Annotated in this window: 16 protein-coding genes; 5 read left to right on the forward strand and 11 right to left on the reverse strand. The window is 67.3% G+C overall.

Translation table 11 applies throughout. The annotated features are described in order from the left end of the window. The 4 genes from NL2_RS10430 to NL2_RS10445 all read right to left on the reverse strand — a co-directional run bounded on the left by NL2_RS10430 (window position 1) and on the right by NL2_RS10445 (window position 5354). A complete protein-coding gene (locus NL2_RS10430; protein WP_068074526.1) occupies window positions 1-1017 on the reverse strand; it encodes an acyl carrier protein in 1017 nt (338 codons plus the stop codon). Window positions 1018-1159: 142 nt separating this feature from the next. Continuing rightward, a complete protein-coding gene (locus NL2_RS10435; protein ID WP_068074529.1) occupies window positions 1160-3358 on the reverse strand; it encodes a dehydrogenase E1 component subunit alpha/beta in 2199 nt (732 codons plus the stop codon). A gap of 76 nt (window positions 3359-3434) precedes the next feature. Beyond that, the gene (locus NL2_RS10440; protein ID WP_068074533.1) at window positions 3435-4388 is read right to left on the reverse strand and encodes a bile acid:sodium symporter family protein; all 954 of its coding nucleotides are present in this window, start codon (window positions 4386-4388) and stop codon (window positions 3435-3437) included. 54 nt (window positions 4389-4442) lie between these two features. After that, window positions 4443-5354, reverse strand: a complete 912-nt coding sequence (locus NL2_RS10445) for an ion channel (protein WP_169799505.1) — start codon at window positions 5352-5354, stop codon at window positions 4443-4445. A 233-nt stretch (window positions 5355-5587) separates the two neighbouring features. Here NL2_RS10445 and purC point away from each other — a divergent pair, with 233 nt between their 5' ends. The 3 genes from purC (at window position 5588) to NL2_RS10460 (ending at window position 10662) form a co-directional block, all read left to right on the forward strand. Then, window positions 5588-6373 carry a phosphoribosylaminoimidazolesuccinocarboxamide synthase gene (gene purC, locus NL2_RS10450; protein ID WP_068074945.1) on the forward strand — a complete coding sequence of 262 codons (786 nt, stop codon included), beginning with the start codon at window positions 5588-5590 and terminating at the stop codon, window positions 6371-6373. 167 nt (window positions 6374-6540) lie between these two features. Continuing rightward, entirely contained in the window at window positions 6541-9390 is a 2850-nt protein-coding gene (locus tag NL2_RS10455) for a M16 family metallopeptidase (RefSeq protein WP_068074539.1), read from the forward strand. A 222-nt stretch (window positions 9391-9612) separates the two neighbouring features. Continuing rightward, window positions 9613-10662 carry a tyrosine-protein phosphatase gene (locus NL2_RS10460; RefSeq protein ID WP_068074542.1) on the forward strand — a complete coding sequence of 350 codons (1050 nt, stop codon included), beginning with the start codon at window positions 9613-9615 and terminating at the stop codon, window positions 10660-10662. A 7-nt stretch (window positions 10663-10669) separates the two neighbouring features. Here the strand turns inward: NL2_RS10460 and NL2_RS10465 are convergent, their stop codons facing one another. Then, window positions 10670-11731 (reverse strand): sensor histidine kinase, encoded by a 1062-nt coding sequence (locus NL2_RS10465; protein WP_068074544.1) that lies wholly within the window; start codon window positions 11729-11731, stop codon window positions 10670-10672. A 246-nt stretch (window positions 11732-11977) separates the two neighbouring features. Here NL2_RS10465 and purS point away from each other — a divergent pair, with 246 nt between their 5' ends. Both purS and purQ read left to right on the forward strand, forming a co-directional pair. Further along, window positions 11978-12208: a phosphoribosylformylglycinamidine synthase subunit PurS gene (purS, locus tag NL2_RS10470; protein ID WP_068074547.1), complete on the forward strand. Its 231-nt coding sequence runs from the start codon at window positions 11978-11980 to the stop codon at window positions 12206-12208. 3 nt (window positions 12209-12211) lie between these two features. Beyond that, on the forward strand, window positions 12212-12889 hold the full coding sequence (gene purQ, locus NL2_RS10475) for a phosphoribosylformylglycinamidine synthase subunit PurQ (RefSeq protein ID WP_068074550.1): 678 nt from the start codon (window positions 12212-12214) through the stop codon (window positions 12887-12889). A gap of 63 nt (window positions 12890-12952) precedes the next feature. Here purQ and NL2_RS10480 read toward each other — a convergent pair whose 3' ends face one another. The 6 genes from NL2_RS10480 to NL2_RS10505 form a co-directional block, all read right to left on the reverse strand. Beyond that, a complete protein-coding gene (locus NL2_RS10480) occupies window positions 12953-15364 on the reverse strand; it encodes a putative bifunctional diguanylate cyclase/phosphodiesterase (protein ID WP_068074553.1) in 2412 nt (803 codons plus the stop codon). A gap of 101 nt (window positions 15365-15465) precedes the next feature. Continuing rightward, window positions 15466-16419: a sensor histidine kinase gene (locus NL2_RS10485; RefSeq protein WP_068074556.1), complete on the reverse strand. Its 954-nt coding sequence runs from the start codon at window positions 16417-16419 to the stop codon at window positions 15466-15468. Between the two features lie 217 nt (window positions 16420-16636). Then, the gene (gene glmS, locus NL2_RS10490; RefSeq protein ID WP_068074559.1) at window positions 16637-18460 is read right to left on the reverse strand and encodes a glutamine--fructose-6-phosphate transaminase (isomerizing); all 1824 of its coding nucleotides are present in this window, start codon (window positions 18458-18460) and stop codon (window positions 16637-16639) included. Window positions 18461-18478: 18 nt separating this feature from the next. Further along, a complete protein-coding gene (locus tag NL2_RS10495) occupies window positions 18479-18844 on the reverse strand; it encodes a type II toxin-antitoxin system VapC family toxin (RefSeq protein WP_068074562.1) in 366 nt (121 codons plus the stop codon). Window positions 18845-18849: 5 nt separating this feature from the next. Then, on the reverse strand, window positions 18850-19104 hold the full coding sequence (locus NL2_RS10500; RefSeq protein ID WP_068074564.1) for a ribbon-helix-helix protein, CopG family: 255 nt from the start codon (window positions 19102-19104) through the stop codon (window positions 18850-18852). A gap of 45 nt (window positions 19105-19149) precedes the next feature. Continuing rightward, on the reverse strand, window positions 19150-19443 hold the full coding sequence (locus NL2_RS10505) for a YciI family protein (protein WP_068074568.1): 294 nt from the start codon (window positions 19441-19443) through the stop codon (window positions 19150-19152). Window positions 19444-19460: the final 17 nt, after the last annotated feature.

Raw genomic sequence — 19460 nt, forward strand, 5'->3', positions numbered from 1 at the left:
CTAGCGCGCGACGATGGCGCGCTGCGCGGCCCGTCCCAGCGCGACCAGGAACGGGTCGTGCGCCGCGCGGGCGGCAAAGGCGGCCTTGTCGGCCATGCCCTGCCAGTCCATCGCCACGAGCGTCTGCCCGACGGCGCCGCCCAGCGTTTCGCCCGGGCCGAGCAGGACCACGCGCGACGGCGCGAACTCGCGGATCGCCACGGTCAGCGCGCATGTGAAATCGTAGGTCGAAAGGATCTGCGCGCCGAACGTATAGTCCCACAGCACGCCCGGATCGGTGGCACAGGGCCGCCAGATCGCGCCGCGCCCGTCGATCAGCGGGACATGTGGCTGGCCAAACCACGATGCAGGCAGGCTTGCGCGCGCGGCTTGCGCACTCGCCGCCATCAGCGGGGTGTGGAAGGGCCCGTGCCCCGCCAGCCGCAGCGGCGGTCGGGATAGCGGCGGCAGGTCGGCCAGCGCAGCGTCGAGCGCGGCGGGCGCGCCCGCCACCACCAGCATCCCGCCCAGCTCGATCGAGCGGAACGCCCCGTGGCGGAGAAGCGCGGCATCGACGGCTTCGCGCAATCCCGGATCGACGCGCCAGTCCTCGCCCGCCAGTACCAGCACCGCCTGCCCGCCGGGTTCGTGGCGCTGCGAATTCATGCCCATGGCATCGGCAATGGCAAAGCCCTGCTCGCCTGAAACCGCCCCGGCGCAGGCGAGCGCGGTGTACCAGCCCATCGAATTGCCGGTGACCGCGACCACCTCGAACCGCTCGGTGTCGAGGGCGAGGAAATCGAGGTACGACGCGGCGTAGATCAGCGGCGCCGCGACATCGCCGCGCAAGTGGAGCGCGGGCTGGAAGGTGGCCGCGCCATCGAGTTCGGTGAGCGTCGGCGTGCCGTTGGCGGCGCGAAAGGCGTCGAACGCGGCCAGTTCGGGACGACCGGCGTGGTGGCGGGCAAGGTATCCCAGTTCGGTCGCGTTGTACGTGCCGCGCCCGGGGCAGACGACGAGGACGGGTTCCCGGGTCATGTCGCCCCCGCCCGATATCACCCCACCCCGCTCATGCTGAGCTTGTCGAAGCATGCTCGCGACCGTCGGGATGCGGCCTACATCCTTCAACAGGCTCAGGATGAGCGGGGTTAGGCGGGATGCTGGAAGGACGGAACAAGATTTACCCACTCACCAGCTCCAGCGCCGCCGCGACAATCGAATCGCGGCTCGGCAGCGTCAGCGTCGCGGCGCGGGCGAGCGGGATGAAGCTGTCGGTCGCCGCGATCCGCGCCACGCGCTTGCCCGGCGCGCGGGTCGCGAACAGCGCCATCAGTGCTTCGCTTTGCGAGCCGGTCACCCGGCATTCGTCGACGATCAGCACGCGGTCGCACGGGGCCGCCGCCGCCAGCAGCGCGTCTTCGGCCAGCGGGGCGAGCCAGCGCAAGTCGATGACCCGCGCGGCCACGCCCTGTTCGGCGAGCAGCTTTTCGGCCTGCCGCGAATAGAACACGCCGTTGCCGTAAGTGACGATGGCCAGATCGGTGCCCGCGCCATGCTGGCCGATCTCGCCCAGTCGAATGGCACCCGCGCCCGGCGCCTGATACGCACTGGTCCACTGCCCGTCGCCTTCGGCATGGAGGTCGCGGGTCATGTACAGCGCGATCGGTTCGACGAACACGACCACGCGCTGTTCCTCGTCCGCCAGCCGCACGCATTCGCGCAGCATCGCCACCGCGTCGCGCCCGTTGGAGGGCACCGCCAGCACCACGCCGGGGATGTCGCGGAAGACGGCAAGGCTGTTGTCGTTGTGGAAATGCCCGCCGAAACCCTTCTGGTAGGGCAGCCCGGCGATCCGCACGACCATGGGGTTGGTGAATGCGCCATTGGAAAAGAACGACAGCGTCGCCGCCTCGCCGCGGATCTGGTCCTCGGCATTGTGGACATAGGCGAGGAACTGGATCTCGGGGATCGGCAGCAGCCCGTTGTGCGCCGCGCCGATCGCCAGCCCGAGGATCGATTGTTCGTCGAGCAGCGTGTTGATCACCCGCGCCGATCCGAACCGCTGGTGCAGCTTGGCGGTGGCGTTGTAGACCCCGCCCTTGGGGCCGACATCCTCGCCGCAGACGATCGCGTTGGGGTGTGCCAGCAGCAGGTCCGCCAGCGCCCAGCTGATGAGGCGCGCCATGTGCTGAGGCTTGTCGATCTGCGCCGCGTCGCTGGCGAACAGCGCGGCGCGTTGGGCCGGCGTTGGCATCGGACGGGCGGGCAGGTTGCGTTTGGGCGGAACGATGCTGGCCATGACCGCTTCTGCGGTTTCCAGCTTGGGTCGGTGGATCGCCAGTTCGGCCTGCCGCGCCAGCGTCGCCTCGATCGTGTCGTAAGCCTCGCGGATTTGCGCGGCAGTCATCACGCCTTCCTCGATCAGCAGCGCCGCGCTGGCGAGCAGCGGGTCGCGCGCCTCGTCGCGGCGGATGTGTTCGCGGCTGAGGTACACGCCTTGCGCGTCCGAACCGGCGTGGCCGTAAAGCCGCACGGTCTTCATGTGCAGGAACACCGGCTTGCGCCTGACCCGAGCGAACTCGACCGCCTCGGCCGCGCCGCGCCACGCATCGACCAGGTCGCAGCCGTCGCAGGCGATGTAGTGCAGGCCCGCGCGGTTCGAAAAGTTGGCCTCTATCCATCCGGTCGGCGTGCGCGTGGAAATGCCGATGCCGTTGTCTTCGCACAGGAACACGATCGGCATCGGCGTGCCCTGGAACGCGGCCCACGCGGCGGTGTTGAACGCACCCAGCGCGGTCGAATGGTTGGCCGAGGCATCGCCGAAGCTGGCCAGCACCACGCCATCGGGGCTGAGCGGGGTGTCGGTCACGCCGATGCGCCGAGCGATGCCGATCGAAAACGCCGCGCCCACCGCCTTGGGCAAGTGGCTGGCGATCGTGCTGGTCTGCGGCGGGATCATCAGCGACTTTGAGCCGAGCACCTTGTGCCGCCCGCCCGAGATCGGGTCTTCGGCCGACGCGGCGAAGCTCAGCAGCATGTCCCACGTCGGGTTCTCGCCCGGGACGCGGCCCGCGCGGTGCAGCTGGAACGCGGCGTCGCGGTAGTGGAGGAACGCGATGTCGTCGATGCGCAGCGCCTCGGCCAGCGTGGCGTTGCCTTCGTGGCCCGAACTGCCGATGGTGTAGAACCCCTCGCCCCGGCCCTGCAGCGTGCGCGACAGGCGGTCCATCTGGCGGCTGGTCATCTGGCTGTGGAACAACGCGGCGGCGCGTGCCGGCGCAAGCCCCACGTCCGCCAGCCCCAGATTTGAGCGGCGCCGCAGCGTCCCGCCGTCCAATGCGGCAAGGAACTGCTCGTGGACCTGCTGCGCGGCGTCCATCACCGCGATCCGGTTACAATTGCGATCATCTGCAGCCCCCTAGCGCAATCCGGATCGCAAGGCGACAGGCGCGCGTTCACTCGTCCTCCGTCCGTTGCGCATAAGTGCGCGCGATGCGGGCGCAGGCCATCAGCTGCGCCTGGTGGAACATCATGATCGGCAGCATCACCGCGCCCGCCACCGCCGGGGGGAACAGGATTTTGGCCATGGGCACGCCGCTCGCCAGCGACTTTTTCGAGCCGACGAACACGATCGCGATCTCTGCCGCCTTGTCATAGCCCAGCAGGCGCGCAACCAGCGTGGTCAGCCCCAGCACCGCCGCAAGCAGCACCAGGCAGATCGCCAGCAGCACCGCCAGCTGCGCGGGCGCGACGCGGTGCCACAGCCCTTGGGTGATCGATGCCGAGAACGAGCCGTAGACCGCCAGCACGATCGTGCCGCGATCGGTGAACATCAGCAGCGTCTTGTTGCGTTCGGCCCAGTCGCCCAGCCACGGCCGCAGCGCGTGGCCGACCAGGAACGGCAGCAGCAGCTCGCTGGCGATCTTGCCGACTTGCGCGAACGAGGCCCCGCCCTGCGTACCCAGGATCAGCCCCGCCAGCAGCGGCGTGATGAACACCCCCAGCAGGTTCGAAAACGCCGCCGCGCATAACGCGATCGCGACGTTGCCGCGCGCGATCGAGGTGAACGCGATCGACGACTGCACGGTCGAGGGCAGCGCGCACAGGAACAGGATCCCGGTCCACAGCGGCGCGGGCAGCAGTCCCGGCAGTGCCGCGTGCAGCGCCACGCCCAGCAGCGGGAACAACACGAACGTGCAGGCCAGGATGAGCAGGTGCACGCGCCAGTCGGCCACCGCGTTGACCAGCGCCTCGCGCTTCAGCCGCACGCCGTGGAGGAAGAACAGCAGCGCGATGGCGAGCGTCGTCACCACGTCGAGCACCGCCGCCGCCGCGCCGCTGGCGGGCAGCAGGCTGGCGACCGCGACGGTGGCCAGCATGATCAGGATGAACGGGTCGATGCGGCCCATTGTGCGAAATATCCCCCTGTTGGTGCGTGCGGTTGGTGCGTGCGGTTGGTGCGGTCAGGTTGCGGCCACCGGCTCGGTATCGTGGAACCGGTCGTAGTCGATGATGCGGTGGCCGGCATCGTCGCGCTGGATGATGTCGGCAAACCGCGCACCCCATACGACGTCATTGGCGGCATAAGCCCAGCGGGCGTGGATCGTCTGGCCCGAATGGTTGTCGGTGCCGTGCAGCACCACCACGATCTCCGCATCGGTCGGCGCGCAACCGTTGGCGACCCAGTCGGCCAGCGGGCTGTCGCCATCGATCACATGCATCACCGTCCATGTCAGCGCGAAGATCGGGTTGGCATCGCGCACCAGCGACAGGTCGCGGAAGCGCCGGAATATCCGCCCGGCCAGCTCCTCGTCGCGCAGGACCGAGGCGGTGATTCCGGCCTCGAAGATCAGGTTGTGGCGCTGGTTGGCGGTACGGAACATCAGCACCGGCTTGCCGTCGATGTGCTGGACCACCATCGTCCGCGAGAACAGGATGCGCGCGGTCGGACGGGAAAATCGGGCAAACGCGATCCCCGTGGCCAACGCCACGAACATGATCCCGAACACGATCTCCACCAGCACGACGATGTTGGCGTACAGCGAGACCGGGTACATGTTGCCATAGCCGATGGTCGCGACGGTATCGACGCTGAAGAAGAACAGCCGCCAGTACAGGCTTTCGATATGCGGGCCTTGCGCCAGTTCCACCCCGTCCGGATCGAGCACGAGCGTGCCCGCGAACACCAGGTTGGACACCAGAAACACCAGCACCAGCAGCCCGATCAGCCGGGGCCAGGTGGTGCGCAGCAGCTGGTGGTAACTGTCGGCCAGCGTGCGCCGGGGGATGCCGCGCGATCGTATCTGCGGATCGCCATTCGATTGCAGCGTCGACAGCATCGTGGGTGGAAGTTTCGATCGGTCGGACGGGGCCATCGGCGATGTCCTAGCCGCAGCGCGGGCCGGCCACAATCGCCATCGGTCCGGTCGATGTGGCATGGCCCGGACGCAAAGCCGCCCGCTTTGATTGCGCGACCGCGCGTTTTCGCTTATGGGCCCAAGGGACTCCCCGGCCCAAGCGAAGCAGTCGCCACGCGACTCCTCGTCTGCCGGGGTTTTTGATTTAGCGCCGGTGCCCCTCCCCGGCGTGTGACAAGGAAGTGCATGTGATGTCGCGTCGCCGCCAGATTTACGAAGGCAAGGCCAAGATTCTCTATGAGGGCCCAGAGCCGGGCACGATCATACAGTACTTCAAGGACGATGCCACCGCGTTCAACGCGCAGAAGCGCGGGACGATCAACGGCAAGGGCGTGATCAACAACCGCATCAGCGAATATGTGTTCACCCGCCTGTCGCACATCGGCATCCCCACGCACTTCATCCGCCGCCTGAACATGCGCGAGCAGCTGGTCCGGCAGGTCGAGATCATCCCGATCGAAGTCGTGGTGCGCAACGTCGCCGCCGGATCGCTGACCAAGCGCCTGGGCATCGAGGAAGGCGAACCGCTGCCGCACACCCTGATCGAATACTACTACAAGGACGATGCGCTGGGCGATCCGCTGATCGCGGAAGAGCACATCGCCTGCTTCGGCTGGGCCAACAACGAGGAGATGCAGGACATCTCGTCGATGGCGATCCGGGTGAACGATTTCCTGTGCGGGATGTTCGCGGCGGTCAACATCCGGCTGGTCGACTTCAAGCTCGAGTTCGGACGCATCTGGGACGGCGACTATGCGCGCGTGATCCTGGCCGACGAGATCAGCCCCGATGGCTGCCGCCTGTGGGACATGACCACCGGCGAAAAGCTCGACAAGGACCGCTTCCGTCGCGATCTGGGCGGCGAAGAGGAAGCCTACCAGGAAGTCGCGCGCCGGCTGGGCCTGCTGCAGGACGATGCCGGGCCAAGCGAAGTCGCCGACCTCAACCACCACCGCAAGCTGCGCTCCAAGAAGTAGGGCGGACCAAGCATCAGTGCGTCCCCGCGAAGGCGGGGACCTCATGCAAATGTGGCGCATCGCGGCCTGAGGTCCCCGCCTTCGCGGGGACGCAGCTAAGCTTAGTGGGCGACGCACGGAATTCGCAACGGTTGCCCATCGCCCCGCCTTGCGCCAACAGGGTCGCAATGCTGCTCCGCCGCCTGTTCCCTGCCGTTGCCCTGTTGCTCGTCACCGGTTGCGCCGCACTGCCGGGGCACCTTGCGACGCCGCCCGCCCCCAAGCCCGACTGGGCGTTCCAGCAAAGCGACCTCGCGCCCGACCCGGCGTTCCGTTTTGGCAAGCTCGACAACGGGATGCGCTTCATCGTGCGCCACAACGCGCAGCCTGCGGGCACGGTGCAATTGCGCATGGAGATCGGCGCCGGCTCGCTCGACGAAACGCCCGCCGAGCGCGGCTTTGCCCATTATGTCGAGCACATGGCGTTCAACGGCAGCACCCACGTGCCCGAAGGCGAGATGGTCAAGCTGCTCGAGCGTGACGGGCTGGCGTTCGGCGCGGACACCAACGCACAGACCTCGTTCGAGCAGACCACCTACCAGCTCGATCTGCCCCGCGCCGACCCGAAGCTGCTCGACACGGCGCTGATGCTGTTTCGCGAGACCGCCAGCGAGCTCAAGTTCGATTCCGCAGCGGTCGATCGCGAGCGCGGCGTGGTGCTGTCCGAAATGCGCGATGCGCAAGGCTACCAGTTCAACAGCCTCAAGGATCAGTTGGCCTTCCTCTACCCGGCCGCGACCTATCCGCAGCGCCTGCCGATCGGCATCGCTTCGACCGTCGGTGGCGCCACCGCCGACGCCTTGCGCACGTTCTGGCGCCGCGAATACGTGCCCGCCAACGCCACGGTGATCGTGATCGGCGATATCGACGCGGACGCGGCCGAACAGGCAATTCGCGCGCACTTCGCCGATTGGCAGCCCGCACCGCTGGTGCCCCGCCCCGACGAGGGCCGGGTCGAGCCGCACCGCAAGGGCGCGACCGACGTGTGGCTCGACCCGGCGCTGTCCGAGCGCGTCACCGCCTCACGGCATGGCCGGTGGCTCGATGAACCCGATACAGCCGCCAATCGCCGCCTCAACCTGCTGCGCGCGATCGGCTACGGCATCGTCAACCGCCGGTTCCAGCGGATGAGCCGCGTGGTCGATCCCCCGTTCCGGGGCGCCGGGTTCGGCACCGGCGCAGTCTTCAAGATCGGGCGGACCACCAACCTCGTGATCGATACGGTCGACGGCAAATGGCAGCGCGGGCTGTCCGTCGCCACGCTCGACTACGCGCGCGCGATCCGCGACGGGTTCACCCCCGCCGAAGTGGCCGAGCAGGTCGCCAACATCCGCACCGGGCTGGTCAACGCCGCCGCATCTGCCGATACGCGCAGCAACGGCGCGCTGGTGGGCGCGGCGCTGGCGCTGTTGCGCGACGATGAAGTGCCGACGCATCCGCAAGCCGCGCTGGAGCGGTTCACCGCGTTCGAGCCCGCCATCACCCCCGCCGCCGTGCTCGCTGCGTTGAAGAGCGAGGCGCTGCCGCTCGACCATGCGCTGCTGCGCTTCCAGGGTCGCCGGGCGCCGGTGGGCGGCGCGAAAGCCTTGCGCAGCGTGTTCGACAAGGCTGCGCGCAAGGGCGGGATCGATACCTCGCCCGCCCCGGCAACGGCGTTCGGCTACACCGATTTCGGCCCGCCGGGCACAGTGGTGGCCGACACGGTCGAGCCTGCGCTCGGCATCCGCGAGGTGCGCTTTGCCAACGGCGTGCGGCTGAACCTGAAGCGCACCGCGCTGGAGGCCAGCCGCATCCAGGTGAGCCTTGCGCTCGACGGCGGCGAGATGCTCGACACCCGCGCCGATCCGCTGGCGACCGAACTGGTCCAGTCGCTGGGCGCTGGCGGGCTGGGCAAGCACAGCCAGGACGAGCTGCAATCGCTGCTGGCAGGCCGCATCGTCGGCGGCGACTTGCGCGTGAACGGCGATGTGTTCTCCGCCGGTGCGATCACCACCCCGCGCGATCTGGAACTGGAGCTGCAACTGCTCGCCGCCGGGATCAGCGACCCCGGCTACCGGCCCGAGGGCGAGGAGATCTACAAGCTCAACGCCGCCAACTTCTTTCTGCGGATTAAGTCCGCGCCGGGCAGCGCGCTGGGCGCGGCGATCGGCGGGATCCTGTCCGCCGACGACCCGCGCTTCACCTACCAGAAGCCGTCAGATTACCAGGCGCTGACGTTTGCCAAACTGAAGACGGTGATCGCAGACCGGCTGGCACATGGCGCGATCGAGATCGGGCTGGTCGGCGATCTGGACGAGGCGCAGGCGATCGCGCTGGTCGGCCGGACGCTGGGCGCGCTGCCCCCGCGCGAACCCGATTTCCGCGCCTACACCGCCGAACGCGAGCGCGGCTTCACCCCCGCACGCGGGCTGGCCCTGGTGCGCCACACCGGCGATCCGCATCAGGCGCTGATCCGCTATGTCTGGCCGACGCGCGACGATGCCGATCCGGTGGAGACACTGGCGCTCGAACTGCTGGAGCAGGTCACGGCGATCGAAGTGCTCGACACGGTGCGCGAGAAGCTGGGCAAAAGCTATTCGCCCGGCGCCAGCAGCGCCCCCAGCCACGTCTGGCGCGGGTATGGCACGTTCAGCGTGCAGGCGACGGTCGATGTGACCGACATCGCCGCGACGCACGACGCGCTCGATGCGACGATGGCCGGGCTGGTCGCCGCGCCGGTCGACGCCGACATCCTGGACCGCGCGCGCGCGCCGATGCTCGAACGGCTGGACAATGCGCTGAAATCCAACAGCGGCTGGCTGTCGCTGGTGTCGCGCGCGCAGACGCAGGCCGATCGCATCGACCGCTACCGGCAAGCCCGTGCGCGGTTGCAGGCGATGACCCCGGCGGACCTGCAGGCGCTGGCCAAACGCTACCTCGCGCCGGGCAAGGCGGTGCAGATCGTGGTGCTGCCCGAGGGCGCGCCTGCGCCGCATTGAATGCAGGGCGGCTTGCGACGCTTCGCTGCACTTGGATCAACATGACTTTACCCTGGCTCGCTCGACACGAGCGGGCGTTGGGTGGATCAGTCAAACGTCATCGCCCCGACAGCCGCCGATCCCGACCGTCACCGGCCCCAACCGTCACCGCAGTGTCCCAAACCTGTGGCATCGCCAGCTCCGGCGTGGCAGGTTCCGCGCGATGTCTGCGGAGTGCATGCGATGAACCGGACGGTTGTGAAATTTCTGTGGGCCGCCGCCCTGCTGGCGATCAGCCCCGCCGCGCTGGCGCAGGACGCCACGGTCGAGCGCACGTCCGCCGACATGGTCGAGGTCCGCTGGACCGGCGCGCAGGCGGTCGATCTCTATCGCGCCGGGCTGGACGATGAAGCGCCCGCCAAGGCCGCGCTGGTTTCCGCCAACGACCGCGATGGGCACGAAACGGTGGCGGTGCCCGCCGGAACGCGCGCCACGTTCGTGCTGCGCAACCGCGCCGACGGCCACCTTGTCCACGCCGTCGAACGCGTGATCCCGCTCGCGCAGGGCTCAAACTTCCGCGACATCGGCGGCTATCCGGCGGCGGATGGCAAGCATGTCGCGTGGGGCCGGATCTATCGCTCGGGCGCGTCGCCGCTGCTCAGCGATGGCGATCTCACGCTGATCGGCACGCTGGGGCTGCACCATCTGGTCGATCTGCGGTCTGACGAGGAGCGCGCGATCGCGCCGACGCGGATCGACGGCGTGCCGTACGCGGCGGTCGGCTATCGCATGGCCAGCCTGATGGGCACCGGCCCGATGCACAACGGCGGCGACATCTACCGTGCGTTTCCCAAGCTGCTCGCCCCGCAGATGCGGCTGGTGTTCGACCTGCTGAAGCGGAACGACGGCGCGATTGAATACAACTGTTCGGCGGGGCAGGACCGCACCGGCTTCACCACTGCGATGATCCTGTCGGTGCTGGGCACCCCGCGCGACGTGATCCTGAAGGACTATCACCTGTCGACCGCGCTGCGCCGTCCCGAATTCGAGATGCCGAAGATCGATCCGGCGGCGTTCCCCGGCAACATGGCGGCGCAGATGTTCGCCCGTTACCAGCAGAACCCGGCTGCGGCCAAACCGCAGCCGCTGATGGATGCCAATGGCCGCGCGTTCCTGCTCGATGCGTTCGCCGAGATCGACCAGCATTGGGGCTCGGTCGAGGGCTACCTCCAGGCCGAAGCCGGCGTGACCCCGGCCGACATCGCCAGGCTGCGCGCGATCTACACGCGCTGAGCTGGCGCTAGATCTCGGGCGGCAGGCGTCGTCCGGCGAGGCGGAACTGCACGCCGCCGGGCGCGAACTCCAGCGCGGCCTTGCCCTGGAAATCGGCGGCCATCACCCGCTCGATCAGCCGTGAACCGAACCCGCGCCGTCCGGGTTCGACCACTGGCGGCCCGCCCTGTTCGCGCCATTCGAAGGCCAGGTCATCGTTGTCTGCCTGCCCGCCTGCCCAGCGCACCTGCACCGTGCCGCCGGGCTGTGACAGCGCGCCGTACTTGATCGCGTTGGTCGCCAGTTCGTGCACGCCGAGCGCCAGCGACAGCGCCTGTCGGCTCGCCAGCAGCGTTTCGGGTCCATCCATCTCGATCGTGGCGGCATCGTCCACCAGCGGCAGCATCGCCTGCCGGACGATGTCCGACACCAGCGCCGCGCTGTGCGACGTACCCGCCAGCGTGGTGTGTGCCGCCCCCAGCGCGGCGAGCCGCTGATCCAGCCGAGTGCGCATTTCCTCGCGCGGCAGGTCCGACGCCAGCGTCTGGCTGGCGATCGCCTGGAACACCGCCAGCGTGTTCTTCATGCGGTGCGCCAGTTCGTGGTTGGCGATGCGCACGCGCCGTTCGGCCAGCACCGTGCCGGTCGTTTCGATCACCGTGTCCATCATGCCCACGACATGGCCCCATTCATCGCGGATCGGGCTGTAGCAGAACGTGAACCACGCCTGCTCGGGCCCTTTGCCGCGTTCCACGGTCAGTTCCATATCCTCCAAAAACGTGGCTTCACCCGCGAGTGCCCGCTGCGCGATCGGGCCGACATCGTCCCAGATTTCGCCCCACACTTCGCGCAAGGGCAGGCCCAGCCCCAGCGGCTTGCCGCCCATCAGCGGGCGGTAGGCGGCGTTGGGAATCGTCAGCAGATCGGGGCCCCACATCAGGCACTGGGGAAACCGCGAGGCCAGCATCGAACCGACCGTGGACTTGAGCACCGCCGGCCAGTCCGCCGGCGGGCCGATCGAGGTATCGGACCAGTCATGCGCAAGAATCGTGTCGGCCATGGCGCCGCCGCCGGACAGAAAGTTCAGCATCGATTGCCCGTTACGCGTGTCACCCGGATCATTCCCCAATCGCTAGCACGTGGGTGCAGGCCGAGACAAATACGCACAGGGCCCGATCCTTGTTCCTGCAAAGCGCCCGTTCCTGCCACCGCCATCCGATTTCTGCGCCGTGGGCATCACCCGCCACCTTGCCCTTCGCGGCCACGGTGGGCATAGGCGCGGGCGAGTCCCACCGCTTCGCGGCCACGGCCACGATCGTATGAAAGTCCGCGTACCATGAAAGTTCGCGTAAACGTCACGCTCAAGAACGGCGTGCTCGATCCGCAGGGCCGGGCCATCCAGCACGCGCTGGCCGGGCTGGGGTTTGGCGGGGTCAACGATGTTCGCGCCGGGCGGCTGATCGAGCTGGACCTGGCCGACGACACCAGCGACGCCGCGATCGACGAGATGTGCCGCAAGCTGCTCGCCAACATGGTGATCGAGAACTACCGGATCGAGAAGGTCTAGCCCATGGCGTTCCGTGCTGCCGTCATCACCTTCCCCGGATCGAACTGCGACCGCGACATGGCGGTGGCGATCGAGCAGGTTTCAGGCATCGCGCCGCATCGGGTGTGGCATGGCGATGCCGAACTGCCCGAAGGCCTGGACTTTATCGCGCTGCCCGGCGGGTTTTCCTATGGCGACTACCTGCGGTCGGGCGCGATGGCCGCGCGATCGCCGATCATGCAGGCGGTGGTCCGCGCGGCGGAATGCGGCGTGGCGGTGCTGGGCGTGTGCAACGGGTTCCAGGTGCTGACCGAAGCGGGGCTGCTGCCCGGCGCGCTGATGCGCAATGCCGGCATCCGCTTCGTCTGCCGCGAGGTGCCGCTGGTGGTTGAAAACAACCAGTCGCTGTTCACCGCCGGCTATGCCGCGGACCAGCGCATCGTGATCCCGGTGGCGCACCACGACGGCAACTATTTCGCCGACGCGGCCACGCTCGACCGGATCGAGGGCGAAGGCCGCGTGGCTTTCCGCTACGCCGAACCGGTCAACGGATCGGCGCGCGACATCGCCGGCATTCTCAACGAGGCGGGCAACGTGCTGGGCATGATGCCGCACCCCGAACGGATGATCGAGGCCGCGCAAGGCGGCATCGACGGGCGCGCGCTGTTCGAAGGCGCGGTGCGCGCGCTGGTCGGGGCGTAATGCTGGTTATTGCCCAGCCTCACGGCTGGATGTTTCAGCCAGGCTGAAACAGAAAGCCCGCGTTCAGTTGCTGGTGCGGAACCGCAGCGTGCGTTGCTGGATCGCTTCGGCTGACGGTTCGGGTACGATGCCGAACAGCGCGCGGGCGTCGGCGGCGGGCATCGGCCGGCCGAAATAGTATCCCTGGATCTTCTTGCAGCCCAGGCGGCGCACCACTTCCAGTTCGCTCTCGTTCTCCACACCCTCGGCCGTGGTCGACATCTCGAGGCTGTCGGCCATCGCCACCACCGCGCGGATGATCGCCAGGCTTTCGGCATTGGCAATCGCCGCGCCCTTGACGAAGCTGCGGTCGACTTTGATCGTCGAGAACCGCATCTTGCGCAAGTAGCCGAGCGAGGAATAGCCGGTCCCGAAATCGTCGAGCGCCACGCCGCAGCCCAGCGCCATGATATGTTCCAGCGTGGCCTGCGCCGCGGTGCCGTCGCGCACGAAGATGCTTTCGGTCACCTCGATCTCCAGCCGGTGCGGCGGCATTCCGGTGGCGGACAGCGCCTCGACCACGGTGGCGGCGAAGTTGGGGTCGAGCAGTTGTTCGCCAGACACGTTGACCGCGATCTTGATATGGGCGGGCCACGCCATCGCCTCGCGGCAGGCCTGGCGAAGCACCCATTCGCCGATCGGCACGATCAGGCGGGTATCCTCCGCCAGCGGGATGAACTTGGCGGGGCTGACGAAGCCATGCTCGCGGCTGTTCCAGCGCAGCAGCGCCTCGAAGCTGAGCACCTGCTCGCCGATGGCATCGACCACCGGCTGGAACGCCAGCGAGAATTCGTTGCGTTCCAGCGCGTGGCGCAGCGAGAATTCGAGCTGGCGCCGCTCTTCGGCATGGGCATGGAGCGCGGGCTCATAGGCGAAGTGCTGACCACCGCCCTCATCCTTGGCACGATAGAGCGCCAAGTCGGCGTTGCGGATCAGCGTTTCCACGGTCGTGCCGTCGCGCGGGGCCACAGCCGATCCCACGCTCGCCCCGACATAGAGCGTGTGATGCTCCACCTCGTAAGGGCGCGACAGCGTGGCGATCACCGCGCTCGCCAGTTCCTCGATCCGTTCCGATGGCGTCGCATCGCGGATGACGATGGCGAATTCATCGCCGCCGAGCCTGCCGCACAGCTCGTTCTGCCGCATCACCGCGCGCAGGCGTTCCGAAACCAGCGCCAGCAGCTGGTCGCCCACCTGGTGGCCCAGCGTATCGTTGACCGCCTTGAACCGGTCGAGGTCGATCATCAGGAACGCGCAGCGGGTGCGCCATTTATCGGCATAGCCCATCGCATCGCCCAGCGTTTCGTTGAGCATCAGGCGGTTGGGCAGGCCGGTCAGCGTGTCGTAGCGGGCGAGGTAGGAAATCTTGTCGGCGCTCTCGCGCTGTTCGGTCACGTCCGAACCCACGCCGCGAAAACCGTCGAACGTGCCGTTTTCGTCGAGCCGGGGCGAAGCGGACAGTTCCCACCAGCGATGCGCGCCGCCGATGACTACACGCACCAGCATGTTGGAAAAGCTTTCGCGCCGCTTCAGCTTCTCGGCCAGGTCGTGCAGGCTGGAATGGAAGTGGCCGGTGTCCCACGAAGCGCCCGCGATCAGCTGGATCACCGGCATGCCTTCGATGTCTTCGGGATCCATGCCCAGCGCGAACGCAAAGCGCGGGCTGACACTGCGCACGCGGCGCGACTGGTCGACCTGCCACAGCCAGTCGGCCTCGCCTTCCTCGAACTCGCGCAGCAACAGCGAGACGACCTCGCTCTTTTCGGCCAAGCCGGCCTCGGAAATCTTGGCGGACAGGAACACCCGCGCGGTTTCGATCGTGCCCAGCCCGATGATCATCGTGAACACCACGATGGTGGCGGCAATCTGGGCCTGCCCGGCAAGGATGAAGCTGACGATGCTGGCCAGCGCGATGATCGTGCTGAACACGATCGTGGCGAACGGTGCGGCGGCCAGGACGATCGCCATGCCCGACATCAGCATGGCCACGATCGTCCACAGCATCACCCGGTCGACGGCGGACCCGTACAGACTGAACCCCAGCACGGGGACCAGCCAGACCAGTGCGGTGAAGGCCGCGCCGAGCGTCTGGTTGTGCACTTCGCGCAAGCTGACCCTGCGCCGGTCGGCATCCCCCAGCGTGCGATCGTAGCGCGCGCCGTAAAAGAGCACGCCGCCCAGCAGCGCCAGCCACGCAAGCAGCACGGCGATATGCACCTTGCCGAGATAAAGCTCGAGGACGAGCAGCGCGGCGAGAAGATGTGCCAGCAGGCGCGGTACGGTGACTTTGGCGAGATGCACCGCCTGCAGCGCGCGCAAGCGCCCCCAGTCGCCCTCCACCGGGTCGGTCAGCCCCAGCACCGCCAGGATAGGCAGCGAACGAGGAAGATAAGTGCCGGATGCGCGCGAGTTCACTCCGCAGGCACTACCCGTCATTCCTTGCTTAAACGTAAGCGTCACCAACTGATTTACCGCAAAAGCACATTCATTTGAGCGGTCGGAAGCGGCCGGTTGCGACGAGGCGCGCAAAGTGCCGTTCAGGGCAGTGCTTCAAGGGCGATCCGGTAGCTGGTGCCGGTCGCATCGCTGTCCACCGCCAGCGTACCGCCCGCCATCTGGGCCAGCACTTCCACCAGTTTGCGCCCTTGCCCCGATCCGGTCGATTCGGACGGCAGGCCGATCCCGTTGTCGGCAATCTCGATTACCGCCGATTCGGCATGCGGACTGACCAGCACGATGCGGATTTCGCCACCCTCGCGGTCAGCAAAGGCGTGCTTGGCGGCGTTCGTGACCAGCTCGTTGACCAGCAGCGCCAGCGCCGAGGCGCGATCGCGCGCGATCAGTCGGGGGCCGGCTTCGACATCGAGCGAAAACTTGCCGTCCAATCCGAGCACGTCGCGCAGCGATCTGGCAAGCCCTTGCAGCAGAACCGAAATATCGAGCACGGTGATGCTGCCGGGTTCGTAGCGCAAATGGTCGTAAGCCTGGCTCAGGCTGTGCAGGCGGGCGGTGGCGCGGGCCAGAATGTCGCGCGCCTCGTCGCTGCGCGCTTCGCGCTGCTGCAGCGACAGCAGGCTGCCGAACATCGCAAAATTGTTCTTCAGCCGGTGATCGACTTCGCGCAGCAGCATGTCGCGTTCGGCGATCCGCGCCTCGCGCTCGCGGATCAGCTCGGCCGCCTGCCGGCGCGCGGCTTCGGTGACGATGACCATGAACAGGCCGACCAAGGCATTGATGACCGTGCGCGGGTCGGTGGGAATGGCCTCTGCCACAACCGCCCGGCCCAATGGCATGACGATCAGCGACGAATAGACCATGCACACCACCCAGGTCAGCAACCCGGCGCGCAGGCGGCCCACCGCCGTGGCCAGGAAGATGATCGGATAGATCATGGCGTACGGCGCCGCGCCCGGCTCCCACAAGTCGACCAGCGCGCGGATCGCGATCAGCACGGCCAGCCCGGTCGCGGCGATCACCACGCAGCCGACCACGGCCCGCCAGCCCGCCAGGCTGCCGATCAGGTCGAGACGCGTTAGAACGTTGCCCCTGACGGACCCCGTGCGCTGTGGAATGGCTGCTCGCTCCTCGTCCCGGCCAGATCGTTCCCGCCGAAACCAATTCTGCGGCCTGGCGCGATCCGTGTCAAAGCAAACGTCGCACCGCAATCGCTAAAATCGTCTGGTTTCAACAGCTAGCGCAAGACCAACGCTATTCCACCGTCACGCTCTTGGCCAGATTGCGCGGCTGATCGACATCGGTGCCCTTGGCCACCGCCACGTGATAGGCCAGCAGCTGCACCGGAACGGCATAGACCAGCGGCGCGATCAGCGGGTGGACTTTCGGCATCTCGATCGTGGCGAGGCAGCCCTCGCCCGCTTCGGCCAGCCCTTCGGCATCGGACACCAGCACGATCTTGCCGCCACGCGCGCGCACTTCCTGCATGTTGCTGACGGTCTTTTCGAACAGCGGGCCCGACGGCGCGAGCACGATCACCGGCACCGCCTCGTCGATCAGCGCGATCGGCCCGTGCTTCATCTCGCCCGCGGCGTAGCCTTCAGCATGGATGTAGCTGATTTCCTTCAGTTTCAGCGCGCCTTCCAGCGCCAGCGGATAGTCCGGCCCGCGCCCGAGGTAGAGCACGTCGCGCGCCGGCGCGATCAGGTGGGCCATCGCGGCGATTTCCTCGTCGTGCGCCAGCGCGGCGTTGAGCGCGGCCGGGGCTTCCAGCAGATGCCGGACGACCTCGCACTCCTCCTCGCGGCTCATCCGGCCCTTCTTGACCGCCAGGTGCGCGGCCAGCGCGGCCAGCACCGCCAGCTGGCAGGTGAACGCCTTGGTCGAGGCGACGCCGATTTCCGGCCCGGCGTGCGTCGGCAACAGCAGATCGGCCTCGCGCGCCATCGAACTGGTCGGCACGTTGACCACCACGGCGATCTTCTGACCTTGCGCGCGGGCATGGCGCAACGCCGCCAGCGTATCGGCAGTCTCGCCCGACTGCGAGATGAACAGCGCAAGGCCGCCCGGCTCCAGCACAGGGTCGCGATAGCGGAACTCGCTGGCCACATCGATGTCTACCGGCAGCCGCGCGAACCGCTCGAACCAGTATTTGGCCACCATCCCGGCATAGAAGCTGGTGCCGCACGCGACGATCGTGACGCGGCTGATGGTCGAAAGATCGAAGTCCATCTGCGGCAACGCAACCACTTGTTCCAGCTGGCGAATGTAGCTGCGCAAGGTCTGCGCCACCACGGTCGGCTGCTCGAAGATCTCCTTCTGCATGAAGTGGCGGTAGTTGCCCTTCTCGATCGCAGCGGCAGAGACGCCCGACAGCGTGATCTCGCGCGTCACCGGGTTGTTGTCGATGTCGAAGATCTGCGCGCCGTCGCGGGTGATGACCACCCAGTCGCCTTCGTCGAGATAGGCGATGCGCTGGGTCAGCGGGGCGAGCGCGAGCGCGTCGGAGCCAAGGTAGGTCTCTCCGTCTCCGTAGCCCACCACCAGCGGCGAGCCGAGCCGCGCGCCGATGAGCAGGTCGGGATGCTGGCGGAACGCGATGGCCAGCGCGAACGCGCCGCGCAGCTGCGGCAGCACCGCCCGAATCGCGTCCTGCGGGCTGGCCCCGGCCTCGACCTGTTCGGACACCAGATGCGCCACGACTTCGGTGTCGGTCTCGCTTTCGAACGTCCGGCCGCGCGCGGTCAGCGCCTCGCGCAAGCTACGGAAGTTCTCGATGATGCCGTTGTGGACCAGCGCGACTTCGCCCGTGGCGTGCGGGTGCGCGTTGCTGGTGGTCGGCGCGCCGTGCGTCGCCCAGCGGGTGTGCGCAATGCCGATCGTGCCGGGCGCGGGATGCCGCGCCAGTTCGATCACCAGATTGTTGAGCTTGCCCTCGGCCCGGCGGCGCACCAGCTGACCTTTATCCACGGTGCACACGCCCGCGCTGTCATAGCCGCGATATTCCATCCGCCTGAGGCCATCGACCAGCCGGTCCGCGACCTGTTCCTTGCCGACGATGCCGATAATTCCGCACATGAGACGATGGGCTTTCTTTTAGAGAGTATAAGGTACGCGGATGCCCGGCATCTCTGCGGGAAAATCCTTGGTATTTCGTGTCACCAGGATCGACCCGTTGACTTGGGCAGTGGCAAGAATCAGCGCGTCCAGCAATTTCATTCGATTGCGGAACCGGATGTCTGCCGCCGCACTCGCAATACGCCCGTCCACTTCCACGATTTCGAACGGGGCGATTAATTCGCGGACATGATCGCGCGTTTCCAGCGGCTCGCCCGCCAGCACTTCGGTCCACGCGATGCGGCTGATGCGGTGGCGGGCATAGCGCGCCAGTTCGGCTTTCGCGGGTGACTTGCGGTTGAGCCAGTCGATCACGATATTGGTATCGAAGAACGGGTCGGACATGGGCCTCAAATATCTTCGTAAGGCCTGCGATCCTCGCGGATGGCGCGCTGATATTCCACACCGTCGCCGATGTCGGCCCGGTTCGCCCAATAGCCGAAGCCGCGCTCGATCCAGTCATTGTTCCCGGACGCCGGGCTTTGCGCCTTGTAGGTCGCCACAGCCTCACGCAACACCGAGGCGCGCGATTTGCCCTGCGCGGCCGCGCGGGCATCAAGCCACTGGATGTCTTCATCGGGCAGGTCAGCGAGGATGCGGGTCATTGTGATATACTGATATCATATCATGATATCATGTCAAGCGGATCGTCAATCTCGCAACAGCTCGCGCACTTCCACCGTTCCGCCGGCGAGAAAGACCGGGTTGCTCTCCACCCACTTCATCGCCGCACTTTCAGAGTCGGCCCGCAGGCGGATAAAGCCATTGATATGAAGGGATACTGGCCCCGCCGGATTGGTTTTCCGAACAGCCTGCCCGCCACCGATGGAGCTTCCACCATCGAACACGCCGCTGGCGCGCAGAGCAGAAAAATAGGCCTCCCACGCGCTGTCATCCGATGGCGACAGTGTGTCGTCGTGCATCAGCAGCATGAATTCCCGCATCAGCGCGGATCCCGCTT

Source organism: Novosphingobium lentum NBRC 107847 (assembly GCF_001590965.1).
Classification (GTDB): Bacteria; Pseudomonadota; Alphaproteobacteria; order Sphingomonadales; family Sphingomonadaceae; genus Novosphingobium; species Novosphingobium lentum.

Bases quoted from the DNA above. Each gene is read 5' to 3' on its own strand.
- NL2_RS10430 (WP_068074526.1), bottom strand. From the start codon at position 1,017: ATGACCCGGGAACCCGTCCTCGTCGTCTGCCCCGGGCGCGGCACGTAC.
- NL2_RS10435 (WP_068074529.1), bottom strand. From the start codon at position 3,358: ATGGACGCCGCGCAGCAGGTCCACGAGCAGTTCCTTGCCGCATTGGAC.
- NL2_RS10440 (WP_068074533.1), bottom strand. From the start codon at position 4,388: ATGGGCCGCATCGACCCGTTCATCCTGATCATGCTGGCCACCGTCGCG.
- NL2_RS10445 (WP_169799505.1), bottom strand. From the start codon at position 5,354: ATGGCCCCGTCCGACCGATCGAAACTTCCACCCACGATGCTGTCGACG.
- purC (WP_068074945.1), top strand. From the start codon at position 5,588: ATGTCGCGTCGCCGCCAGATTTACGAAGGCAAGGCCAAGATTCTCTAT.
- NL2_RS10455 (WP_068074539.1), top strand. From the start codon at position 6,541: ATGCTGCTCCGCCGCCTGTTCCCTGCCGTTGCCCTGTTGCTCGTCACC.
- NL2_RS10460 (WP_068074542.1), top strand. From the start codon at position 9,613: ATGAACCGGACGGTTGTGAAATTTCTGTGGGCCGCCGCCCTGCTGGCG.
- NL2_RS10465 (WP_068074544.1), bottom strand. From the start codon at position 11,731: ATGCTGAACTTTCTGTCCGGCGGCGGCGCCATGGCCGACACGATTCTT.
- purS (WP_068074547.1), top strand. From the start codon at position 11,978: ATGAAAGTTCGCGTAAACGTCACGCTCAAGAACGGCGTGCTCGATCCG.
- purQ (WP_068074550.1), top strand. From the start codon at position 12,212: ATGGCGTTCCGTGCTGCCGTCATCACCTTCCCCGGATCGAACTGCGAC.
- NL2_RS10480 (WP_068074553.1), bottom strand. From the start codon at position 15,364: ATGACGGGTAGTGCCTGCGGAGTGAACTCGCGCGCATCCGGCACTTAT.
- glmS (WP_068074559.1), bottom strand. From the start codon at position 18,460: ATGTGCGGAATTATCGGCATCGTCGGCAAGGAACAGGTCGCGGACCGG.
- NL2_RS10495 (WP_068074562.1), bottom strand. From the start codon at position 18,844: ATGTCCGACCCGTTCTTCGATACCAATATCGTGATCGACTGGCTCAAC.
- NL2_RS10500 (WP_068074564.1), bottom strand. From the start codon at position 19,104: ATGACCCGCATCCTCGCTGACCTGCCCGATGAAGACATCCAGTGGCTT.
- NL2_RS10505 (WP_068074568.1), bottom strand. From the start codon at position 19,443: ATGCGGGAATTCATGCTGCTGATGCACGACGACACACTGTCGCCATCG.